The sequence below is a fragment of the Mycobacterium sp. PSTR-4-N genome, assembly GCF_022348085.1.
GTDB lineage: Bacteria > Actinomycetota > Actinomycetes > Mycobacteriales > Mycobacteriaceae > Mycobacterium.
Genome location: NZ_JAKRFN010000014.1, coordinates 130,493 through 146,318 on the forward strand (window position 1 = coordinate 130,493; position 15,826 = coordinate 146,318).

At 69.2% G+C, this 15,826-nt stretch carries 14 protein-coding genes; 10 read left to right on the forward strand and 4 right to left on the reverse strand.

The annotated features are described in order from the left end of the window. The first annotated feature begins 1 nt into the window (after nt 1). The 6 genes from ndk (at nt 2) to proB (ending at nt 7,051) form a co-directional block, all read left to right on the forward strand. Nucleotides 2–412, forward strand: a complete 411-nt coding sequence (gene ndk / locus MHN84_RS18860) for a nucleoside-diphosphate kinase (RefSeq protein ID WP_241206026.1) — start codon at nt 2–4, stop codon at nt 410–412. A 310-nt stretch (nt 413–722) separates the two neighbouring features. Further along, the gene (locus MHN84_RS18865; RefSeq protein WP_374238389.1) at nt 723–3,650 is read left to right on the forward strand and encodes an Rne/Rng family ribonuclease; all 2,928 of its coding nucleotides are present in this window, start codon (nt 723–725) and stop codon (nt 3,648–3,650) included. Between the two features lie 158 nt (nt 3,651–3,808). Beyond that, nucleotides 3,809–4,132 carry a 50S ribosomal protein L21 gene (gene rplU / locus MHN84_RS18870; RefSeq protein ID WP_046366659.1) on the forward strand — a complete coding sequence of 108 codons (324 nt, stop codon included), beginning with the start codon at nt 3,809–3,811 and terminating at the stop codon, nt 4,130–4,132. Nucleotides 4,133–4,149: 17 nt separating this feature from the next. Next, nucleotides 4,150–4,416: a 50S ribosomal protein L27 gene (rpmA, locus tag MHN84_RS18875; protein WP_043410731.1), complete on the forward strand. Its 267-nt coding sequence runs from the start codon at nt 4,150–4,152 to the stop codon at nt 4,414–4,416. A gap of 95 nt (nt 4,417–4,511) precedes the next feature. Further along, nucleotides 4,512–5,954, forward strand: a complete 1,443-nt coding sequence (gene obgE / locus MHN84_RS18880) for a GTPase ObgE (protein ID WP_241206027.1) — start codon at nt 4,512–4,514, stop codon at nt 5,952–5,954. Then, complete coding sequence (gene proB, locus MHN84_RS18885) at nt 5,951–7,051, forward strand: glutamate 5-kinase (RefSeq protein WP_241206028.1); 1,101 nt, start codon at nt 5,951–5,953, stop codon at nt 7,049–7,051. Before obgE ends, proB begins: the two co-directional genes overlap by 4 nt. On the opposite strand, the gene MHN84_RS18890 is transcribed toward proB, so the two are convergent. The 3 genes from MHN84_RS18890 to MHN84_RS18900 are packed head-to-tail and all read right to left on the reverse strand — an operon-like array spanning nt 7,048 to nt 9,085. Next, a complete protein-coding gene (locus tag MHN84_RS18890; protein WP_241206029.1) occupies nt 7,048–7,662 on the reverse strand; it encodes a hypothetical protein in 615 nt (204 codons plus the stop codon). The two genes, proB and MHN84_RS18890, sit on opposite strands and share 4 nt — an antisense overlap. Continuing rightward, the gene (locus MHN84_RS18895; RefSeq protein WP_241206030.1) at nt 7,659–8,495 is read right to left on the reverse strand and encodes an NAD-dependent protein deacetylase; all 837 of its coding nucleotides are present in this window, start codon (nt 8,493–8,495) and stop codon (nt 7,659–7,661) included. The genes MHN84_RS18890 and MHN84_RS18895 overlap by 4 nt, the downstream gene beginning before the upstream one ends. Nucleotides 8,496–8,545: 50 nt before the next feature. After that, complete coding sequence (locus MHN84_RS18900; protein ID WP_241206031.1) at nt 8,546–9,085, reverse strand: cysteine hydrolase family protein; 540 nt, start codon at nt 9,083–9,085, stop codon at nt 8,546–8,548. Between the two features lie 54 nt (nt 9,086–9,139). On the opposite strand from MHN84_RS18900, the gene MHN84_RS18905 reads away from it, so the two are divergent. Next, nucleotides 9,140–11,182 carry an NAD(+) synthase gene (locus MHN84_RS18905; protein ID WP_241206032.1) on the forward strand — a complete coding sequence of 681 codons (2,043 nt, stop codon included), beginning with the start codon at nt 9,140–9,142 and terminating at the stop codon, nt 11,180–11,182. Here MHN84_RS18905 and MHN84_RS18910 read toward each other — a convergent pair. Beyond that, on the reverse strand, nt 11,179–12,036 hold the full coding sequence (locus MHN84_RS18910) for a PfkB family carbohydrate kinase (protein ID WP_241206033.1): 858 nt from the start codon (nt 12,034–12,036) through the stop codon (nt 11,179–11,181). The two genes, MHN84_RS18905 and MHN84_RS18910, sit on opposite strands and share 4 nt — an antisense overlap. Before the next feature lie 23 nt (nt 12,037–12,059). Between MHN84_RS18910 and MHN84_RS18915 the strand changes: the two genes are divergently transcribed. The 3 genes from MHN84_RS18915 to MHN84_RS18925 are packed head-to-tail and all read left to right on the forward strand — an operon-like array spanning nt 12,060 to nt 15,666. Further along, nucleotides 12,060–13,328, forward strand: coding sequence for a glutamate-5-semialdehyde dehydrogenase (locus MHN84_RS18915; RefSeq protein ID WP_241206034.1), 1,269 nt, complete (start codon nt 12,060–12,062; stop codon nt 13,326–13,328). A gap of 14 nt (nt 13,329–13,342) precedes the next feature. Then, nucleotides 13,343–14,230: an AAA family ATPase gene (locus MHN84_RS18920; protein ID WP_241206035.1), complete on the forward strand. Its 888-nt coding sequence runs from the start codon at nt 13,343–13,345 to the stop codon at nt 14,228–14,230. Continuing rightward, the gene (locus tag MHN84_RS18925; protein WP_241206036.1) at nt 14,230–15,666 is read left to right on the forward strand and encodes a VWA domain-containing protein; all 1,437 of its coding nucleotides are present in this window, start codon (nt 14,230–14,232) and stop codon (nt 15,664–15,666) included. Before MHN84_RS18920 ends, MHN84_RS18925 begins: the two co-directional genes overlap by 1 nt. Nucleotides 15,667–15,826: the final 160 nt, after the last annotated feature.

Consider the following 15,826-nt stretch of genomic DNA (forward strand, 5'->3'; position numbering starts at 1 on the left):
CGTGACAGAGCGAACCCTCGTCCTCATCAAGCCCGACGGCGTGGCCCGCCGGCTCATCGGCGACATCATCAGCAGGATCGAAGCCAAGGGACTGACCGTCGCTGCGCTCGAGCTCAAGAACGTCGACGACGCGCTCGCGCGGGCCCACTACGCCGAGCACGACGGCAAACCGTTCTTCGACTCGCTGCTGGAGTTCATCACCTCCGGTCCCGTCGTGGCGGCCGTGCTGGAGGGGCCGCGCGCCATCGCCGCGTTCCGTCAGCTGGCCGGTGGCACCGATCCGGTCGAGAAAGCCGTGCCCGGCACCATCCGCGGCGATCTCGGCCTCGAGACGCAGTTCAACCTGGTGCACGGCTCCGATTCGCCGGAGTCGGCCGCGCGCGAGATCGAGCTCTGGTTCCCCGGCCGCTGACCGGCTCGCCGACCCGCTGACGCCGCGTTTCGGGTTCCTCCGCAGTGATGTGGGATACTGGGCGCGAGCGACTGGCCTGACTACCCCGGGTTGGTCACTCGGATGAAGACTTCGACGACTGCGACCATCGCTACCCCGATGTGGCGCCGACCGTCCAGCCATCATTCAGACCGGCACCGAGAACGTCCCGTCGGGATGCCTCGGAGCGAGACCAACAACAGTTCGGGCTCATGTGGCCCGGACGCAATAGTCAGTAGCCCTCGCGTGGCCGCGTCAGCAAACGACGCGCCCGGGGGCTTGAGGAGAATACGTGGCCGACAATGACCATCTCGGTGAGAATCTGGGCGACAACCTTCAAGACCCCGCCACTGCTGCGGCCGTCGAGGCGCAGCCCGCGGAGCCGGCCGACGCCGCTCCGCCGACACCCGAACGCCTGAGGGTGCACTCCCTGGCCCGGGTGCTGGGGACCACGAGCAGACGCATCATCGATGCGCTGGTCGAGCTCGACGGACGCACCCGCAGCGCACACTCCACCATCGGCCGCGACGAGGCCGACCGCGTGCGTGAAGCGCTGGCCGAGCCCGAGGCTGTCGAGCCCGTCGCGGCACCCGAGCCCGAGCCGGTCACCGAGGAGCAGCCAGATGCGGCCGCCGAGGAGGAGCCCGAGTCGCGGCTGATCCTCGAGACGCCACCCGCGGTCGAGGCCGAACCCGCCGACTACCTGCCGTTGTTCGTCGCGCCGCAACCCGTGCGCACCGACACCCGGGTCAGAGACGACGAGGACGACGACGCGTCGTCCGACACCGACACCGACACGGACACCGACACGGACAGAGACTCTGACTCCGACACCGACGACGACCAGTCCGGCCGGCCCTCCGCCAAGCGTCGGCGCCGGGGCCGTCGCGGCCGCGGTCGAGGTCGCGGTGAACAGAACGGCGACGAGCCGGGCACCGATGACGACGAACAGTCGGCCGACTCCGACGAGACCTCCGCGGCCGCGGAGTCCGGCGACGACACCGACGACGACAGCGGCGACGACGACAACGGTGCAGACGGGGCGACCCGCCGCCGCCGTCGCCGGCGCCGCCGCAAGTCCGGAGCCGACAACGACAACGGCTCGTCGCCCGACGATCCGCCCAACACCGTCGTGCACGAACGCGAGCCACGCGCCAAGGGCGCCAAGGGATCGTCGGACTCCGAGATCCAGGGCATCAGCGGATCGACCCGCCTGGAAGCCAAGCGGCAGCGCCGCCGCGACGGTCGCGACGCCGGCCGCCGCCGCCCGCCGATCCTGAGCGAAGCGGAATTCCTGGCCCGGCGCGAAGCCGTCGAACGCACGATGGTGGTGCGGGACAAGGTGCGCGCAGAGCCGCCGCACGAGGGCGCCCGGTACACCCAGATCGCGGTGCTCGAGGACGGCGTCGTCGTCGAACACTTCGTGACCTCGGCGGCGTCCGCGTCGCTGGTCGGCAACATCTACCTCGGCATCGTGCAGAACGTGTTGCCGTCGATGGAGGCGGCGTTCGTCGACATCGGCCGTGGCCGCAACGGTGTGCTCTACGCCGGCGAGGTGAACTGGGAGGCCGCCGGTCTGGGCGGCGCGCAGCGCAAGATCGAGCAGGCGCTCAAACCCGGTGACTACGTCGTCGTGCAGGTGAGCAAGGACCCGGTGGGGCACAAGGGCGCGCGGTTGACCACACAGGTGTCGTTGGCGGGCCGCTACCTGGTGTACGTGCCGGGCGCGTCGTCGACAGGCATCAGCCGCAAGCTGCCCGACACCGAGCGGCAGCGACTCAAGGAGATCCTGCGCGAGGTCGTGCCGTCCGACGCGGGTGTGATCATCCGCACCGCATCCGAGGGCGTCAAAGAAGACGACATCCGCAGCGACGTCGAGCGGCTGCAGAAGCGCTGGACCGAGATCGAGGCCAAGGCCGCCGAGATCACCGAGAAGAAGGCCGGCGCGGCCGTGGCGCTCTACGAAGAGCCCGACGTGCTGGTGAAGGTGATCCGCGATCTGTTCAACGAGGATTTCTCCAAGCTGATCGTGTCCGGGGACGACGCCTGGACCACGATCAACGACTACGTCACCGGGGTGGCTCCGGAACTGCTGGCCAGGATGGAGCGCTACGAGCCTGCCGCGTCCGACGGCCCCGACGTGTTCGCGGTGCACCGCATCGATGAGCAACTGGCCAAGGCGATGGACCGCAAGGTGTGGCTGCCTTCGGGCGGCACGCTGGTCATCGACCGCACCGAGGCGATGACCGTCGTCGACGTCAACACCGGCAAGTTCACCGGCTCGGGCGGCAACCTCGAGCAGACGGTCACCCGCAACAACCTCGAGGCCGCCGAGGAGATCGTGCGGCAGCTGCGGCTGCGCGACATCGGCGGCATCGTGGTCATCGACTTCATCGACATGGTGCTGGAATCCAATCGCGATCTGGTGCTGCGCCGGCTGACCGAGGCGTTGGCCCGCGACCGCACCCGCCACCAGGTCTCGGAGGTGACGTCGCTGGGGCTGGTGCAGCTGACCCGTAAGCGGCTCGGCACGGGCCTGATCGAGGCGTTCTCCTCGACGTGTACGCACTGCGGTGGCCGCGGCATCGTGTTGCACAGCGATCCGATCGACACCGCGTCGGGCGCCGGTCGCAAGGCCGAGTCGAACGGCGGCGGCGGCGGTGGTGGCCGGCGCGGCAAGCGGGGCAAGCGCGGCGCGCGTGAGCAAGAGGTGCAGGTCGCCAAGGTGCCCGCCCATTCGCCCGGTGAGCATCCGATGTTCAAGGCGATGGCCGCGGCCAACGGCAAGCACGAGGACGACGAGGACCACGACGAGGACCACGACGAGGACGAGGCCACCGGCACCGCCGACGAGGTCGCCGAGCTCGATCCGGATGCGATCCGGACCGCGGTCACCGATGCCGAGGACGAGGAGCTCGACGACGAGTTCGACGACTCGGATGACGAGGACTCCGACGACGAGGATGACGAGGACTCGGACGACGAGGACGACGACATCGAGGTGCTCGACTCGGATGACGACGATTCCGATGACGACGACTCCGATGATGACGACGATTTCGACGATGATTCGGACGACGAGGACGACCTCGACGACGACTCCGACGACGACTCGGACGATGAAGACGAGGACCAGCAGCCCGCTGCCGTCACTGCCCGGCCCGTCCGGCAGCGTCGACGCGCCGCCGCACGTCCGGCGGGGCCGCCCAGTCACGAGTGAGCGGTTTGACCCTCAACCCGCTGCTCACGTACCCTTGACCAGTTGTCTTCCGGGCCTGCCCACGCCGGCCCGGGGCAGGGATGAGATCCCGCACCAAGACCCGCACGCAGACCGCCCAGGTGATGCGCGCCCGCACGCGAAGTAGAGGATGACCAACGATGGCAGCGCAGAAAGCCACGTACGCGATCGTCAAGACCGGTGGCAAGCAGTACAAGGTCGCCGCCGGTGACATCGTCAAGGTGGAGAAGCTCGACGTCGAGCCCGGTGGCACGGTGTCGCTGCCCGTGGCCCTCGTCGTCGACGGAGCCGACGTGACCACCGACGCGAAGGCTCTGGAGAAGGTCGCGGTCACCGGCGAGGTCCTCGAGCACACCAAGGGCCCGAAGATCCGCATCCACAAGTTCAAGAACAAGACCGGCTATCACAAGCGCCAGGGGCACCGTCAGCAGCTGACGGTCCTCAAGGTCACCGGCATCAAGTAACGACGGGAGCGACAGACATGGCACACAAGAAGGGCGCTTCCAGCTCACGCAACGGTCGCGACTCAGCCGCGCAGCGGCTCGGCGTCAAGCGCTTCGGCGGACAGGTCGTCAAGGCCGGCGAGATCCTGGTCCGTCAGCGCGGCACGCACTTCCACCCCGGCGTGAACGTCGGCCGTGGCGGTGACGACACCCTGTTCGCGACCGCCCCCGGCGCCGTGGAATTCGGTACCAAGCGTGGTCGCAAGTACGTCAACATCGTGCGGGTGACCCGCACCGACGCCTGACTTCTTTCTCCATCGTCGAGATCGACGTTCGGGCGCCACGCACTCGCACTTTGGCGCCCAGACGTCGATTTCGGCACTGAGAGAGGAGAACACCGATGACCCGCTTCGTCGACCGCGTGGTGATCCACGCCCGGGCGGGTAACGGCGGCAACGGTTGCGCGTCGGTGCACCGCGAGAAGTTCAAGCCGCTCGGCGGCCCCGACGGCGGCAACGGCGGTCGCGGTGGCAGCATCGTGTTCGTCGTGGACCCGCAGGTGCACACGCTGCTCGACTTCCACTTCCACCCGCACGTCGTCGCCCCGTCGGGCAAGCAGGGCGCCGGCAGCAACCGAGACGGGGCAGCAGGCGCCGACCTCGAGGTCAAGGTTCCCGACGGCACGGTCGTGCTGGACGAACAGGGCCGACTGCTCGCCGACCTCGTCGGCCCCGGCACCCGGTTCGAGGCGGCCGCAGGTGGTCGCGGCGGACTCGGCAACGCGGCACTGGCGTCTCGGGCCCGCAAAGCTCCCGGGTTCGCCCTGCTTGGCGAGAAGGGTGAGGTCCGCGACCTCACTCTCGAACTCAAGACCGTCGCCGACGTCGGCCTGGTCGGGTTCCCGTCGGCAGGCAAATCCTCTCTCGTGTCGGCGATCTCGGCGGCCAAGCCGAAGATCGCCGACTACCCCTTCACCACGCTCGCTCCGAACCTCGGGGTGGTGTCCGCCGGCGACCACACGTTCACCGTCGCCGATGTTCCCGGACTGATCCCGGGTGCCTCGGAAGGCCGCGGGCTGGGGCTGGACTTCCTGCGCCACATCGAGCGGTGCGCCGTGCTCGTGCACGTGGTCGACTGCGCGACACTGGAACCCGGCCGCGACCCGATTTCCGACATCCAGGCGCTCGAAGCTGAGATCGCCGCCTACACACCGACGCTGCAGGGTGACACCACGCTCGGCGATCTCGCCGAACGCCCGCGCGCGGTGGTGCTCAACAAGATCGACGTACCCGACGCCCGTGAGCTCGCCGACTTCGTGTCCGAGGACATCGCCTCGACATTCGGCTGGCCGGTGTTCGAGGTGTCCACAGTGGCTCGAGAAGGCCTGCGGCCGCTGACCTTCGCACTGTGGGACATGGTCGCGGCGTACCGTGCGGCGCAACCCGAGGTGGTCCCGCGGCGCCCGGTGATCCGGCCCGTGCCTGTCGACGAGACCTCGTTCTCCGTCGAACCGGACGGCCAGGGCGGCTTCGTCGTGCACGGCACCCGCCCGCAGCGCTGGGTGGCGCAGACGAACTTCGAGAACGACGAGGCCGTCGGCTATCTCGGTGACCGGTTGGCGCGTCTGGGTGTCGAGGACGAACTGCTCAAACTCGGCGCACGGCCGGGCTGCGCGGTGACCATCGGCGACATGACGTTCGACTGGGAACCGCAGACCCCCGCCGGTGTCGACGTGCACCTGTCCGGGCGCGGCACCGACATCCGGCTCGAACAGAACGAGCGGGTGTCCGCAGACGAGCGCAAGGCGGCCAGGAAGGCCCGTCGGGAGAGTCATCCCGAATGAGCCGTCACCGCGAGGCGGTCCGCACCGCACGATCGGTTGTCGTCAAGATCGGTACCACCGCGTTGACCACGCCGACAGGCGAATTCGACAGCGGCCGGCTGCACCATCTCGTCGACGCGATCGAAGCCCGCATGAAGGCCGGTTCCGACGTGGTGATCGTGTCCTCGGGCGCGATCGCCGCAGGCATCGAGCCGCTGGGCCTGACCAGGCGCCCCACCGATCTGGCGACCAAACAGGCCGCCGCGAGCGTCGGCCAAGTGGCGCTTGTCAATTCGTGGAGTACCGCGTTCGCGCGGTATCAGCGCACCGTCGGCCAAGTTCTGCTCACCGCACACGACATCTCGATGCGGGTGCAGCACACCAACGCTCAGCGCACCCTGGACCGGCTGCGCGCGCTGCATGCCGTCGCGATCGTCAACGAGAACGACACCGTGGCCACCAACGAGATCCGGTTCGGTGACAACGACCGACTCTCCGCGCTCGTCGCGCACCTCGTTGGTGCCGACGCGCTGATCCTGCTGTCCGATGTCGACGGTCTCTACGACAGTGATCCGCGAAAAGCGAACGCGCGCTTCATCTCCGAGGTCGCCGGGCCCGATGACCTCGCCGGCGTGACGGCGGGTCGGGGCAGCCACCTCGGTACCGGCGGTATGGAATCCAAGCTGTCGGCGGCGCTGCTGGCCTCCGATGCTGGGGTCCCCGTGCTCCTGGCGGCGGCCGCCGATGCCGCGACCGCGCTGGACGATGCCTCGGTGGGTACGGTTTTCGCGCCCCGCGCCGAGCGGATGTCCGCGCGCCGGTTCTGGGTGCGCTACGCCGCCGAGGCGGCCGGCGCGTTGACGCTCGACGACGGTGCGGTCGAAGCCGTTGTGCGGCGCCGCCGTTCGCTGCTCCCCGCCGGGATCACCGCCGTCACCGGGCGGTTCACGGGCGGCGACGTCGTCGAGCTGCGCAGCCGCGACACGACGATGGTGGCCCGCGGCGTGGTGGCCTATGACGCCGTGGAGTTGACGAGCATGCTGGGCCGCTCGACATCCGATCTGCCCGCGGAGATGCGGCGCCCGGTCGTGCACGCCGACGATCTCGTCGCGGTCTAGAAGCGGTCTTTCAGCCAGTTCTCGAGCCACTGCGCGCGGCGCTCGGCCGCATCGATGGCGTCATCGTCGGCGCGCCGCACCGGCACCCCGTGGGCGGACGCGGTCTCGACGATCGCGGTCCGCACGGCGGGGTCGGCGAGCAGCAGCGTGGCGAGCACCCCTGCCGACATCGTGCGGTGGCGCAGGCGGCCGCGGTAGTTCACCTCGGCGGGGATGCGAACGTCGAGCAGGCTCGACAGCGGCCGGCCCGCCACCGCCACCGCCGCGGTCAGCGCCGCGTCGGACGCCAGGCCGAGCAGTCGGCGCCGAAACGGGAAGCGCGGCAGGGGAAGTCGTCCTATCTGCGCCTGCAGGGCGTCGGCCAGGAGGTAGCCGACCAGGCTGTGGGTCTCGATGTCGAGGACGTCGGACCAATCGACGGCATCCCCGTCGAACTCGACCTCGTCACCGCTGACCGCCAGCCCGCCGAAATGATTGAGCAATCGAACCGCACCCTGCAGTGGGTCCGGCAGGCGGGTGAGTGCGGCCAGGGCATCGCCGATACCGAGGCCCCACCGCTCCTCAGCGGGTCCGGACGGCGGTGTCCCCACACCGGGCAGAAGCGACGTCACACCGGGCTCCCCAGCGCCGGCAACTCGTCGGCGAGCAGCGCCAACATCGGTGAGCATCCGTTGTCGATCGTCACCGTGGCGAGATCGTCGCCGCGGGTGCGGCCGCGGTTGACGATCGCGATCGGGATGCCGCGCGCCGCGGCATGGCGAACGAAGCGGTAGCCGGAGTACACCGTCAGTGACGAACCGGCGACCAACAGCGCGTCGGCGTCGTCGACCATCGCGTATGCCTCGTCCACCCGGGCTTTCGGGACACTCTCGCCGAAGTACACGATGTCGGGTTTGAGCATGCCGCCGCAGCGGGGACAGTCGACGATCCGGAACTGGGAGGTGTCGCCCACGACCGCGTCGGCATCCGGCGCGACGGCGATGCTGTCCAGGCTCCCGACTCGTTCCCGGAACCCGGGATTGGCCGCCTCGAGCATGTCGTCGAGGGCGGCGCGGGACATGCCGGCCCCGCACTGCAGGCACACCACGTGCACGTAGGTGCCGTGCAGATCGATGACGGCGCGGCTGCCCGCCTTCGTGTGCAGCAGGTCGACGTTCTGGGTGATCAGACCGGTGACGAGGCCCGCTCGCTCCAGAGCGGCCAGCGCCCGGTGGCCCGCGTTGGGTCGGCGTTCGTCCATGTGGCGCCACCCGACGTGGTTACGGGCCCAGTAGCGTTGCCGGAAGACCGGGTCCGTCGTGAACTGCCGGATCGTCATCGGATTGGCCGGCGGGGAGTCGGGCCCGCGATAGTCGGGGATGCCCGAATCCGTCGACATGCCGGCCCCGGTCAGCACGGCGATGCGACGGCCGCCGAGCACGGCGATCAGTTCGGGGGACTCCACGTCTACGAGAATAGGTGCCCGACGCATCGAGGCAGCTCAGAGCCGGTTCTTCAGATCACCTCCGCGGCACTGTCGAGAATCTCGGCGCGCATGTTCTGCTCCATCATCTTCAGCGCCGCATCGCCGAGGTCGGGGTCGATGTGCGCGACGGCGTCACGCGGGACCACCACCGGGAAGTGTCGGACGTAGGCGTCCAGCGCGGTGTAGAGGATGCACTGCTCGGTGACCTGGCCGGTGAGGACGAGGCGGTCGGGCTTCAACTGCGTCAGCAGATAGGCCAGTGACGTGGCGTAGAACGCGCTGTGGCGCACCTTGGTCATCACCCGCAGACCGTGCTTCGGCACGACGGGCTCCACCAGGTCGGGGCGCTCGCCGTCGAGTGCGCCGCGCACGATGTCGCTGAACTCGGCGCTGAAGTCGCCGTAGTTGTCGTTGACGTAGATCAAATCGGTGTCGTCGCGCTCCTGCGCTGCGGCGACGAGTGTGCTCAGTGGTTCGACGACAGGCTCGACATGCGGAATCAACTTCTCTGCGTCGGGATGCCGGTAGGTGTTCATCATGTCGATGACCAGGATCGCGGTGGTGCTCATGGCCTCACGCATACCCAGGGTTATCGCCGGAACACTTCGGGGACACAATGAACCATGGACTTTTACTCGGCGTATCAGCAGGGGTTCGTCCGCGTCGCCGCCTGTACCCATCACACGGCGCTGGCCGACCCGGCCGCGAACGCGGAATCCGTGCTGCGCATCGCCCGCGAGTGCCATGACGACAACGTCGGCCTCGCGGTGTTTCCCGAGCTGACGCTGTCGGGGTATTCGATCGATGACATCGTCATGCAGGACGCCCTCCTCGAATCCGCCGACACCGCGGTCGCGGACGTCGCCGCCGGATCTGCAGCGCTGATGCCGGTGCTGGTGGTGGGCGCCCCGGTGCGGCACCGCAATCGGATCTACAACACCGCCGTCGTCATCCACCGGGGTGAGGTGCTCGGCGTGGTGCCGAAGTCGTACCTGCCCACCTACCGGGAGTTCTACGAGAAGCGCCAGATCGCCGCGGGCGACGACGAGAGCGGAGAGATCCGCGTCGGGGGAGTGACCGTTCCGTTCGGTTCCGATCTGTTGTTCGCGGCCCAGGATCTCCCGAACTTCGTTCTGCACGTGGAGATCTGTGAGGACATGTTCGTCCCGGTACCGCCGAGTGCCGAGGCGGCGCTCGCGGGTGCGACGGTGCTGGCCAATCTGTCCGGCAGCCCGATCACGATCGGCCGGGCCGAGGATCGCTCCCTGCTGGCCCGCTCGGCGTCGTCGCGCTGTCTGGCCGCCTACGTGTACGCCGCTGCAGGAGAGGGCGAATCGACGACGGATCTGGCCTGGGACGGGCAGACGATGATCTGGGAGAACGGCGTCTGCCTCGCTCAGTCGCAGCGATTTCCCAAGGGAGAGCGCCGGTCTGTGGCCGACGTGGACCTGCAGCTGCTGCGCAACGAGCGGGTCCGGATGGGGACGTTCGACGACAACAGGCGCCACCACCTCATCGATGACGACTCCTACCGGCACATCGAGTTCACCCTGAACCCTCCTGACGGTGACGTCGGACTACGACGCGAGGTGCAGCGTTTCCCGTTCGTGCCCAACGACCCTGCACGTCTCGAGCAGGACTGCTACGAGGCGTACAACATCCAGGTCTCCGGTCTCGAACAGCGGCTGCGTGCGCTGAAATATCCAAAAGTGGTGCTCGGTCTGTCGGGTGGGCTCGACTCCACCCACGCGCTGATCGTCGCTGCGCGCGCCATGGACCGAGAGGACCGGCCGCGCAGCGACATCCTGGCCTACACCCTGCCCGGGTTCGCCACCGGCGAGCGGACCAAGAGCAATGCCACCCGGCTCGCCGAGGCGCTGGGCGTCACGTTCGAGACCATCGACATCAAGGCCACCGCCGAGCTGATGCTCAACGAGATGGACCACCCCTTCTCCCGCGGGGAGAAGGTCTACGACGTCACGTTCGAGAACGTGCAGGCCGGCCTGCGCACCGATTACCTGTTCCGGCTGGCCAACTATCGCGGCGGGATCGTATTGGGCACCGGCGACCTGTCCGAGCTGGCCCTGGGCTGGTCCACCTACGGTGTGGGCGATCAAATGTCGCACTACAACGTCAACGGCGGGGTGCCCAAGACGTTGATCCAGCATCTGATCCGCTGGGTGATCTCGTCCGAGCAGTTCGACGAGACGGTGAACGAGGTGCTGGCCGACGTCCTGGACACCGAGATCAGCCCCGAGCTGGTGCCCGCCGGCGAGGACGAGGAGATCCAGAGCAGCCAGGACAAGGTGGGTCCTTATGTGCTGCAGGACTTCTCGCTGTTCCAGGTGCTGCGCTACGGCTTCCGGCCCTCGCGGGTGGCGTTCCTGGCCTGGCACGCGTGGCGTGACGCCGAGCGGGGGGACTGGCCGTTCGGCATCCCGGAGGACAAGCGGCCGTCCTTCAGCATCGGCGAAATCCGGCACTGGCTCGAGGTTTTCGCGCAGCGCTACTACTCGTTCAGCCAGTTCAAGCGCTCGGCCCTGCCCAACGGTCCGAAGGTCTCGGCCGGGGGATCGCTGTCACCGCGCGGCGATTGGCGCGCGCCGTCGGACATGTCCGCCCGCACCTGGCTGGACGAGATCGACCGCTGCGTCCCGAGCAACTAGGGCTGCAGCACGTCGTCGATCGCCTCGCGGGTCGGAGCGCAGTCACCGGCACCGGGCACCAGCGTCGCCAACGCGCCCGCAGCGCAGGCGCGGCGCAGCGCCACGTCGGCGCCCGTCGGCCACGTCGCGGCCAGCACGCCGGCGAACACGTCGCCCGCCCCGGTGGTGTCGATCGCCTCGACCGCGGGAGCCGCTATGTCGCGCGCCGAGCCGTCGGCCACGTGCTGCGCGCCGGCGGCGCCGCGGGTGATCACCAGGTGAGGCACCCCGGCATCGCGCCAATCCGACGCCTCGGTCTCGTTGACCACGACGACGTCGGCGCGCTCGGCGAGCTGCTTGCGGTGCCCGGGATCGGTGAGCGCAGGGGAGGCGTTGACCATCACGACCGCGCCGCCGTCGCGTGCCACCCCGGCGGCGGCGATCGCCGTGGCGATCGGGATCTCCAACGAGATCAGCGCGACGTCGCTGTCGGCGATCACGGACCGGACCTGCGCCGACGTCAGGCTCAGGTGCGCGTTGGCGCCCGGCGCCACCACGATGCAGTTCTCGGCGCCGGCGTCGACCAGGATCGCCGCCGACCCGCTCGGACCCGGCACCTCCGTGACAGCGCGCAGGTCGACGCCGTTACGACCCAGGTGCGCGCGGAGCTCACCGGCCGCCGCGTCATCGCCGAGGGCGGCGACGAGACGCACCTCGGCGCCGGCACGGGCCGCCGCCACCGCCTGATTTCCGCCCTTGCCGCCGGGGCTCGTCGCCAATGAGGAGGCCAGCACGGTCTCGCCCGGCTCGGGGAGCGCCTCGACGGTGAAGGTGAGGTCGGCATTGACACTGCCCACCACGCAGATCCTCGCCACCGCGGCAACGCTACGCTGGGCGGATGAGTCTGCACGCACCGGAACGCAGCGTGGGCACGCCGGGGGCGGCCGACGACGTGCGCGGGCAGGTGCACGAGGCCGCTCGCCGCGCCCGTACCGCGTCCCGCGACCTGGCGACGCTCAGCACCGAGACCAAGAACCGGGCGCTGCACACTGCCGCTGATCACCTGCTGCTGAACACCCGCGTCATCCTCGACGCCAACGAGGCCGACTTGGCCGCCGCCCGCGCCGCCGGCACCCCCGACGCCATGCTCGACCGGCTGGCGCTGACCCCGACGCGGGTGGACGGGATCGCCGACGGGCTTCAGCAGGTCGCCGCGCTTCCCGATCCGATCGGGGAGGTGCTGCGCGGGCGGACGCTGCCCAACGGGCTGCAGCTGCGTCAGCAGCGCGTCCCACTCGGCGTCGTCGGCATCGTCTACGAGGGCCGCCCCAACGTCACCGTCGACGCGTTCGGCCTGACGCTGAAGTCCGGGAACGCCGTGCTGCTGCGCGGCAGCTCGTCGGCCGCCCGGTCGAACGCCGCGCTGGTGGAGGCCCTGCGCGCCGCGCTGGTGGCCGAGGGCCTCGACCCCGACGCGGTGCAGTTGCTGCCCAGCGCCGACCGAGCCAGCGTCACGCACCTGATCCAGGCGCGCGGCCTCGTCGACGTGGTGATCCCGCGCGGCGGAGCCGGACTGATCGACGCGGTGGTGCGCGATGCGCAGGTACCCACCATCGAGACCGGCGTGGGCAACTGCCATGTCTACGTGCACGCCTCGGCCGATCTGGACATGGCCGAGTCGATCGTGCTCAACGCCAAGACCCGTCGGCCCAGCGTCTGCAACGCCGCCGAGACCCTGCTGATCGACGCGGCGGTCGCCGACGTCGCGGTGCCCCGGCTCACCTCTGCGCTGCAGGCCGCCGGGGTCACGGTGCACGCCGACCCGTCCGAGGACGAGCTGCGGGCCGAGTTCCTGTCGATGGACATCGCGCTCGCTGTCGTCGACGGTGTCGACGCCGCGATCCACCACGTCAACACCTACGGCACCGGCCACACCGAGGCCATCGTGACCACGGATCTGGCTGCGGCACAACGCTTCACCGAACGCGTCGACGCCGCGGCGGTGATGGTGAACGCCTCGACCTCGTTCACCGACGGGGAACAGTTCGGCTTCGGCGCCGAGATCGGCATCTCGACGCAGAAGCTGCACGCCCGGGGACCGATGGGGCTTCCCGAGCTGACCTCCACCAAATGGATCGTCTGGGGTGACGGTCAGACCCGTCCCTAGTCAGGAGAACATCTGTGAGTGTCCCCGCGCGCCCAGCGCCGCTGTTCGCCGACATCGACGACGTCGCGCGCCGGCTGGCCGAGACCGGGTACCTACCCGACACCGCGACCGCGACCGCGGTCTTCCTCGCCGACCGGCTGGAGAAGCCGCTGCTGGTCGAGGGGCCCGCGGGCGTCGGCAAGACCGAGCTGGCGCGCGCCATCGCCCAGGCCACGGGCTCGGGGTTGGTGCGCCTGCAGTGCTACGAGGGCGTGGACGAGGCGCGGGCCCTCTACGAGTGGAACCACGCCAAGCAGATCCTGCGCATCCAGGCCGGCAGCCAGGGTGGTCAGGGGGACTGGGACCAGACCAAGACCGACGTGTTCTCCGAGGAGTTCCTGCTGTCGCGGCCGCTGCTGACGGCGATCCGGCGCACCGAGCCGACCGTGCTGCTGATCGACGAGACCGACAAGGCCGACATCGAGATCGAAGGCCTGCTGCTCGAGGTGCTCAGCGACTTCGCGGTCACCGTGCCCGAGCTCGGCACGATCGTCGCCGAACGTAAACCGCTGGTGGTGTTGACCTCCAACGCCACCCGCGAGCTGTCCGAAGCGCTCAAGCGCCGCTGCCTGTTCCTGCACATCGACTTCCCCGACCCCGACCTGGAACGGCGCATCCTGCTGTCGCGGGTGCCGGAGCTGCCGGAGCGGTTGGCCGAGGAGTTGGTGCGCATCGTCGGCGTGCTGCGCGCGATGGCGCTGAAGAAGGTGCCGTCGGTGGCCGAGACCATCGATTGGGCGCGCACCGTGCTGGCGCTCGGCCTGGACACCGTCGACGACGAGGTGATCGCCGCGACGCTCGGTGTGGTCCTCAAACACCAGTCCGATCAGGTCAAGGCCGCCGGGGAGCTGAGGCTCAACTGATGGCCCCGCGTCGCACGCGTCCGCCGCAACCGCTTGCCCCGCACGGGATTCCGGGTCATCTCGTCGAGTTCGTCGAGGCGCTGCGCTCTGCGGGTATTGCGGTCGGACCGTCGGAAACCGTCGACGCCGGACGAGTGATGACCGTGCTCGGGATGGCCGACAGGCTCGCGCTGCGGGAGGGCATCGCGTGCGCGGTGCTGCGCCGGCCCGACCATCGCGACACCTACGACGCCTTGTTCGACCTCTACTTCCCTCCCGCGCTGGGGTCGCGAACCGTACTCGCCGACGCCTCGAGCGACGACGAGGCAGTGCCGGCCGACGACGCGGAGGCGATGCGCCAGGCGCTGCTGGATCTGCTGTCCGACAACGAGGACGCGGGTCAGCTCGATGAGCGGCTCGCGGCGATGATCGCCCAGATCGTCGAGGCCTACGGCCGGTACAACTCCAGCCGGGGACCGTCGTACTCGTCGTACCAGGCGCTCAAGGCGATGAGCCTGGACAGTCTCGAGGGGCGGTTGCTCGCCGGCCTGCTGGCGCCCTACGGCGAGGAACCGACGCCCACGCAGGAGCAGATCGCCAAAGCCCTTGCCGCGCAGCGGATTGCTCAGCTGCGCAAGATGGTCGAGGCCGAGACCAAGCGGCGGACCGCCGAGCAACTGGGCCGCGAACACGTGCAGACCTACGGCGTGCCGCAACTGTCGGAGAACGTCGAGTTCCTGCGTGCCTCAGGCGAACAGCTGCGCCAGATGCGCCGGGTGGTCGCGCCGCTGGCGCGTACGTTGGCGAGCCGGCTCGCGGCCCGGCGACGACGCTCCCGCGCCGGCGAGATCGATCTGCGCAAGACGCTGCGCAAGTCGATGTCCACCGGCGGTGTGCCGATCGACGTGGTGCTCAAGAAGCCGCATCCGGCCCGGCCGGAGCTCGTGGTGCTGTGCGACGTGTCCGGCTCGGTCGCCGGGTTCAGCCATTTCACGCTGCTGCTGGTACACGCGCTGCGGCAACAGTTCTCGCGGGTCCGCGTGTTCGCGTTCATCGACACCACCGACGAGGTGACCGAGATGTTCGGTCCCGACGCCGATCTGGCGGTGGCCGTGCAGCGCATCACCCGGGAGGCGGGCGTGTACACCCGCGACGGGCACTCCGACTACGGCCACGCATTCGTCTCGTTCCTGGACAAGTTCCCCAATGTGCTCTCGCCGCGCAGTTCGCTGCTGGTCCTCGGCGACGCCCGCAACAACTACCGCAATCCCGAAGCCGACCTGCTCGCCCACATGGTCAACGCGAGCCGCCACGCGCACTGGCTCAACCCCGAGCCGAAGCATCTGTGGGGCAGCGGCGACTCCGCAGTGCCGCGCTACACCGACGTCATCGCGATGCACGAGTGCCGCTCGGCCAAGCAGCTGGCCTCGGTGATCGACTCACTGCTGCCCGTCTAGGGGCGAGTGTGCGGTTTCATCCGCGACACGCCGCTTGAGTTCAAGGGGTCGATGCAACAGTTGGCGGTTTGGACAGTAGTTGGTTAAGGGCTTCGGCTGGGGTTTTCCAGTCGAGGGTTTTGCGGGGTCGGCCGTTGAGTTCGGCGGCGACGTTGTCGAG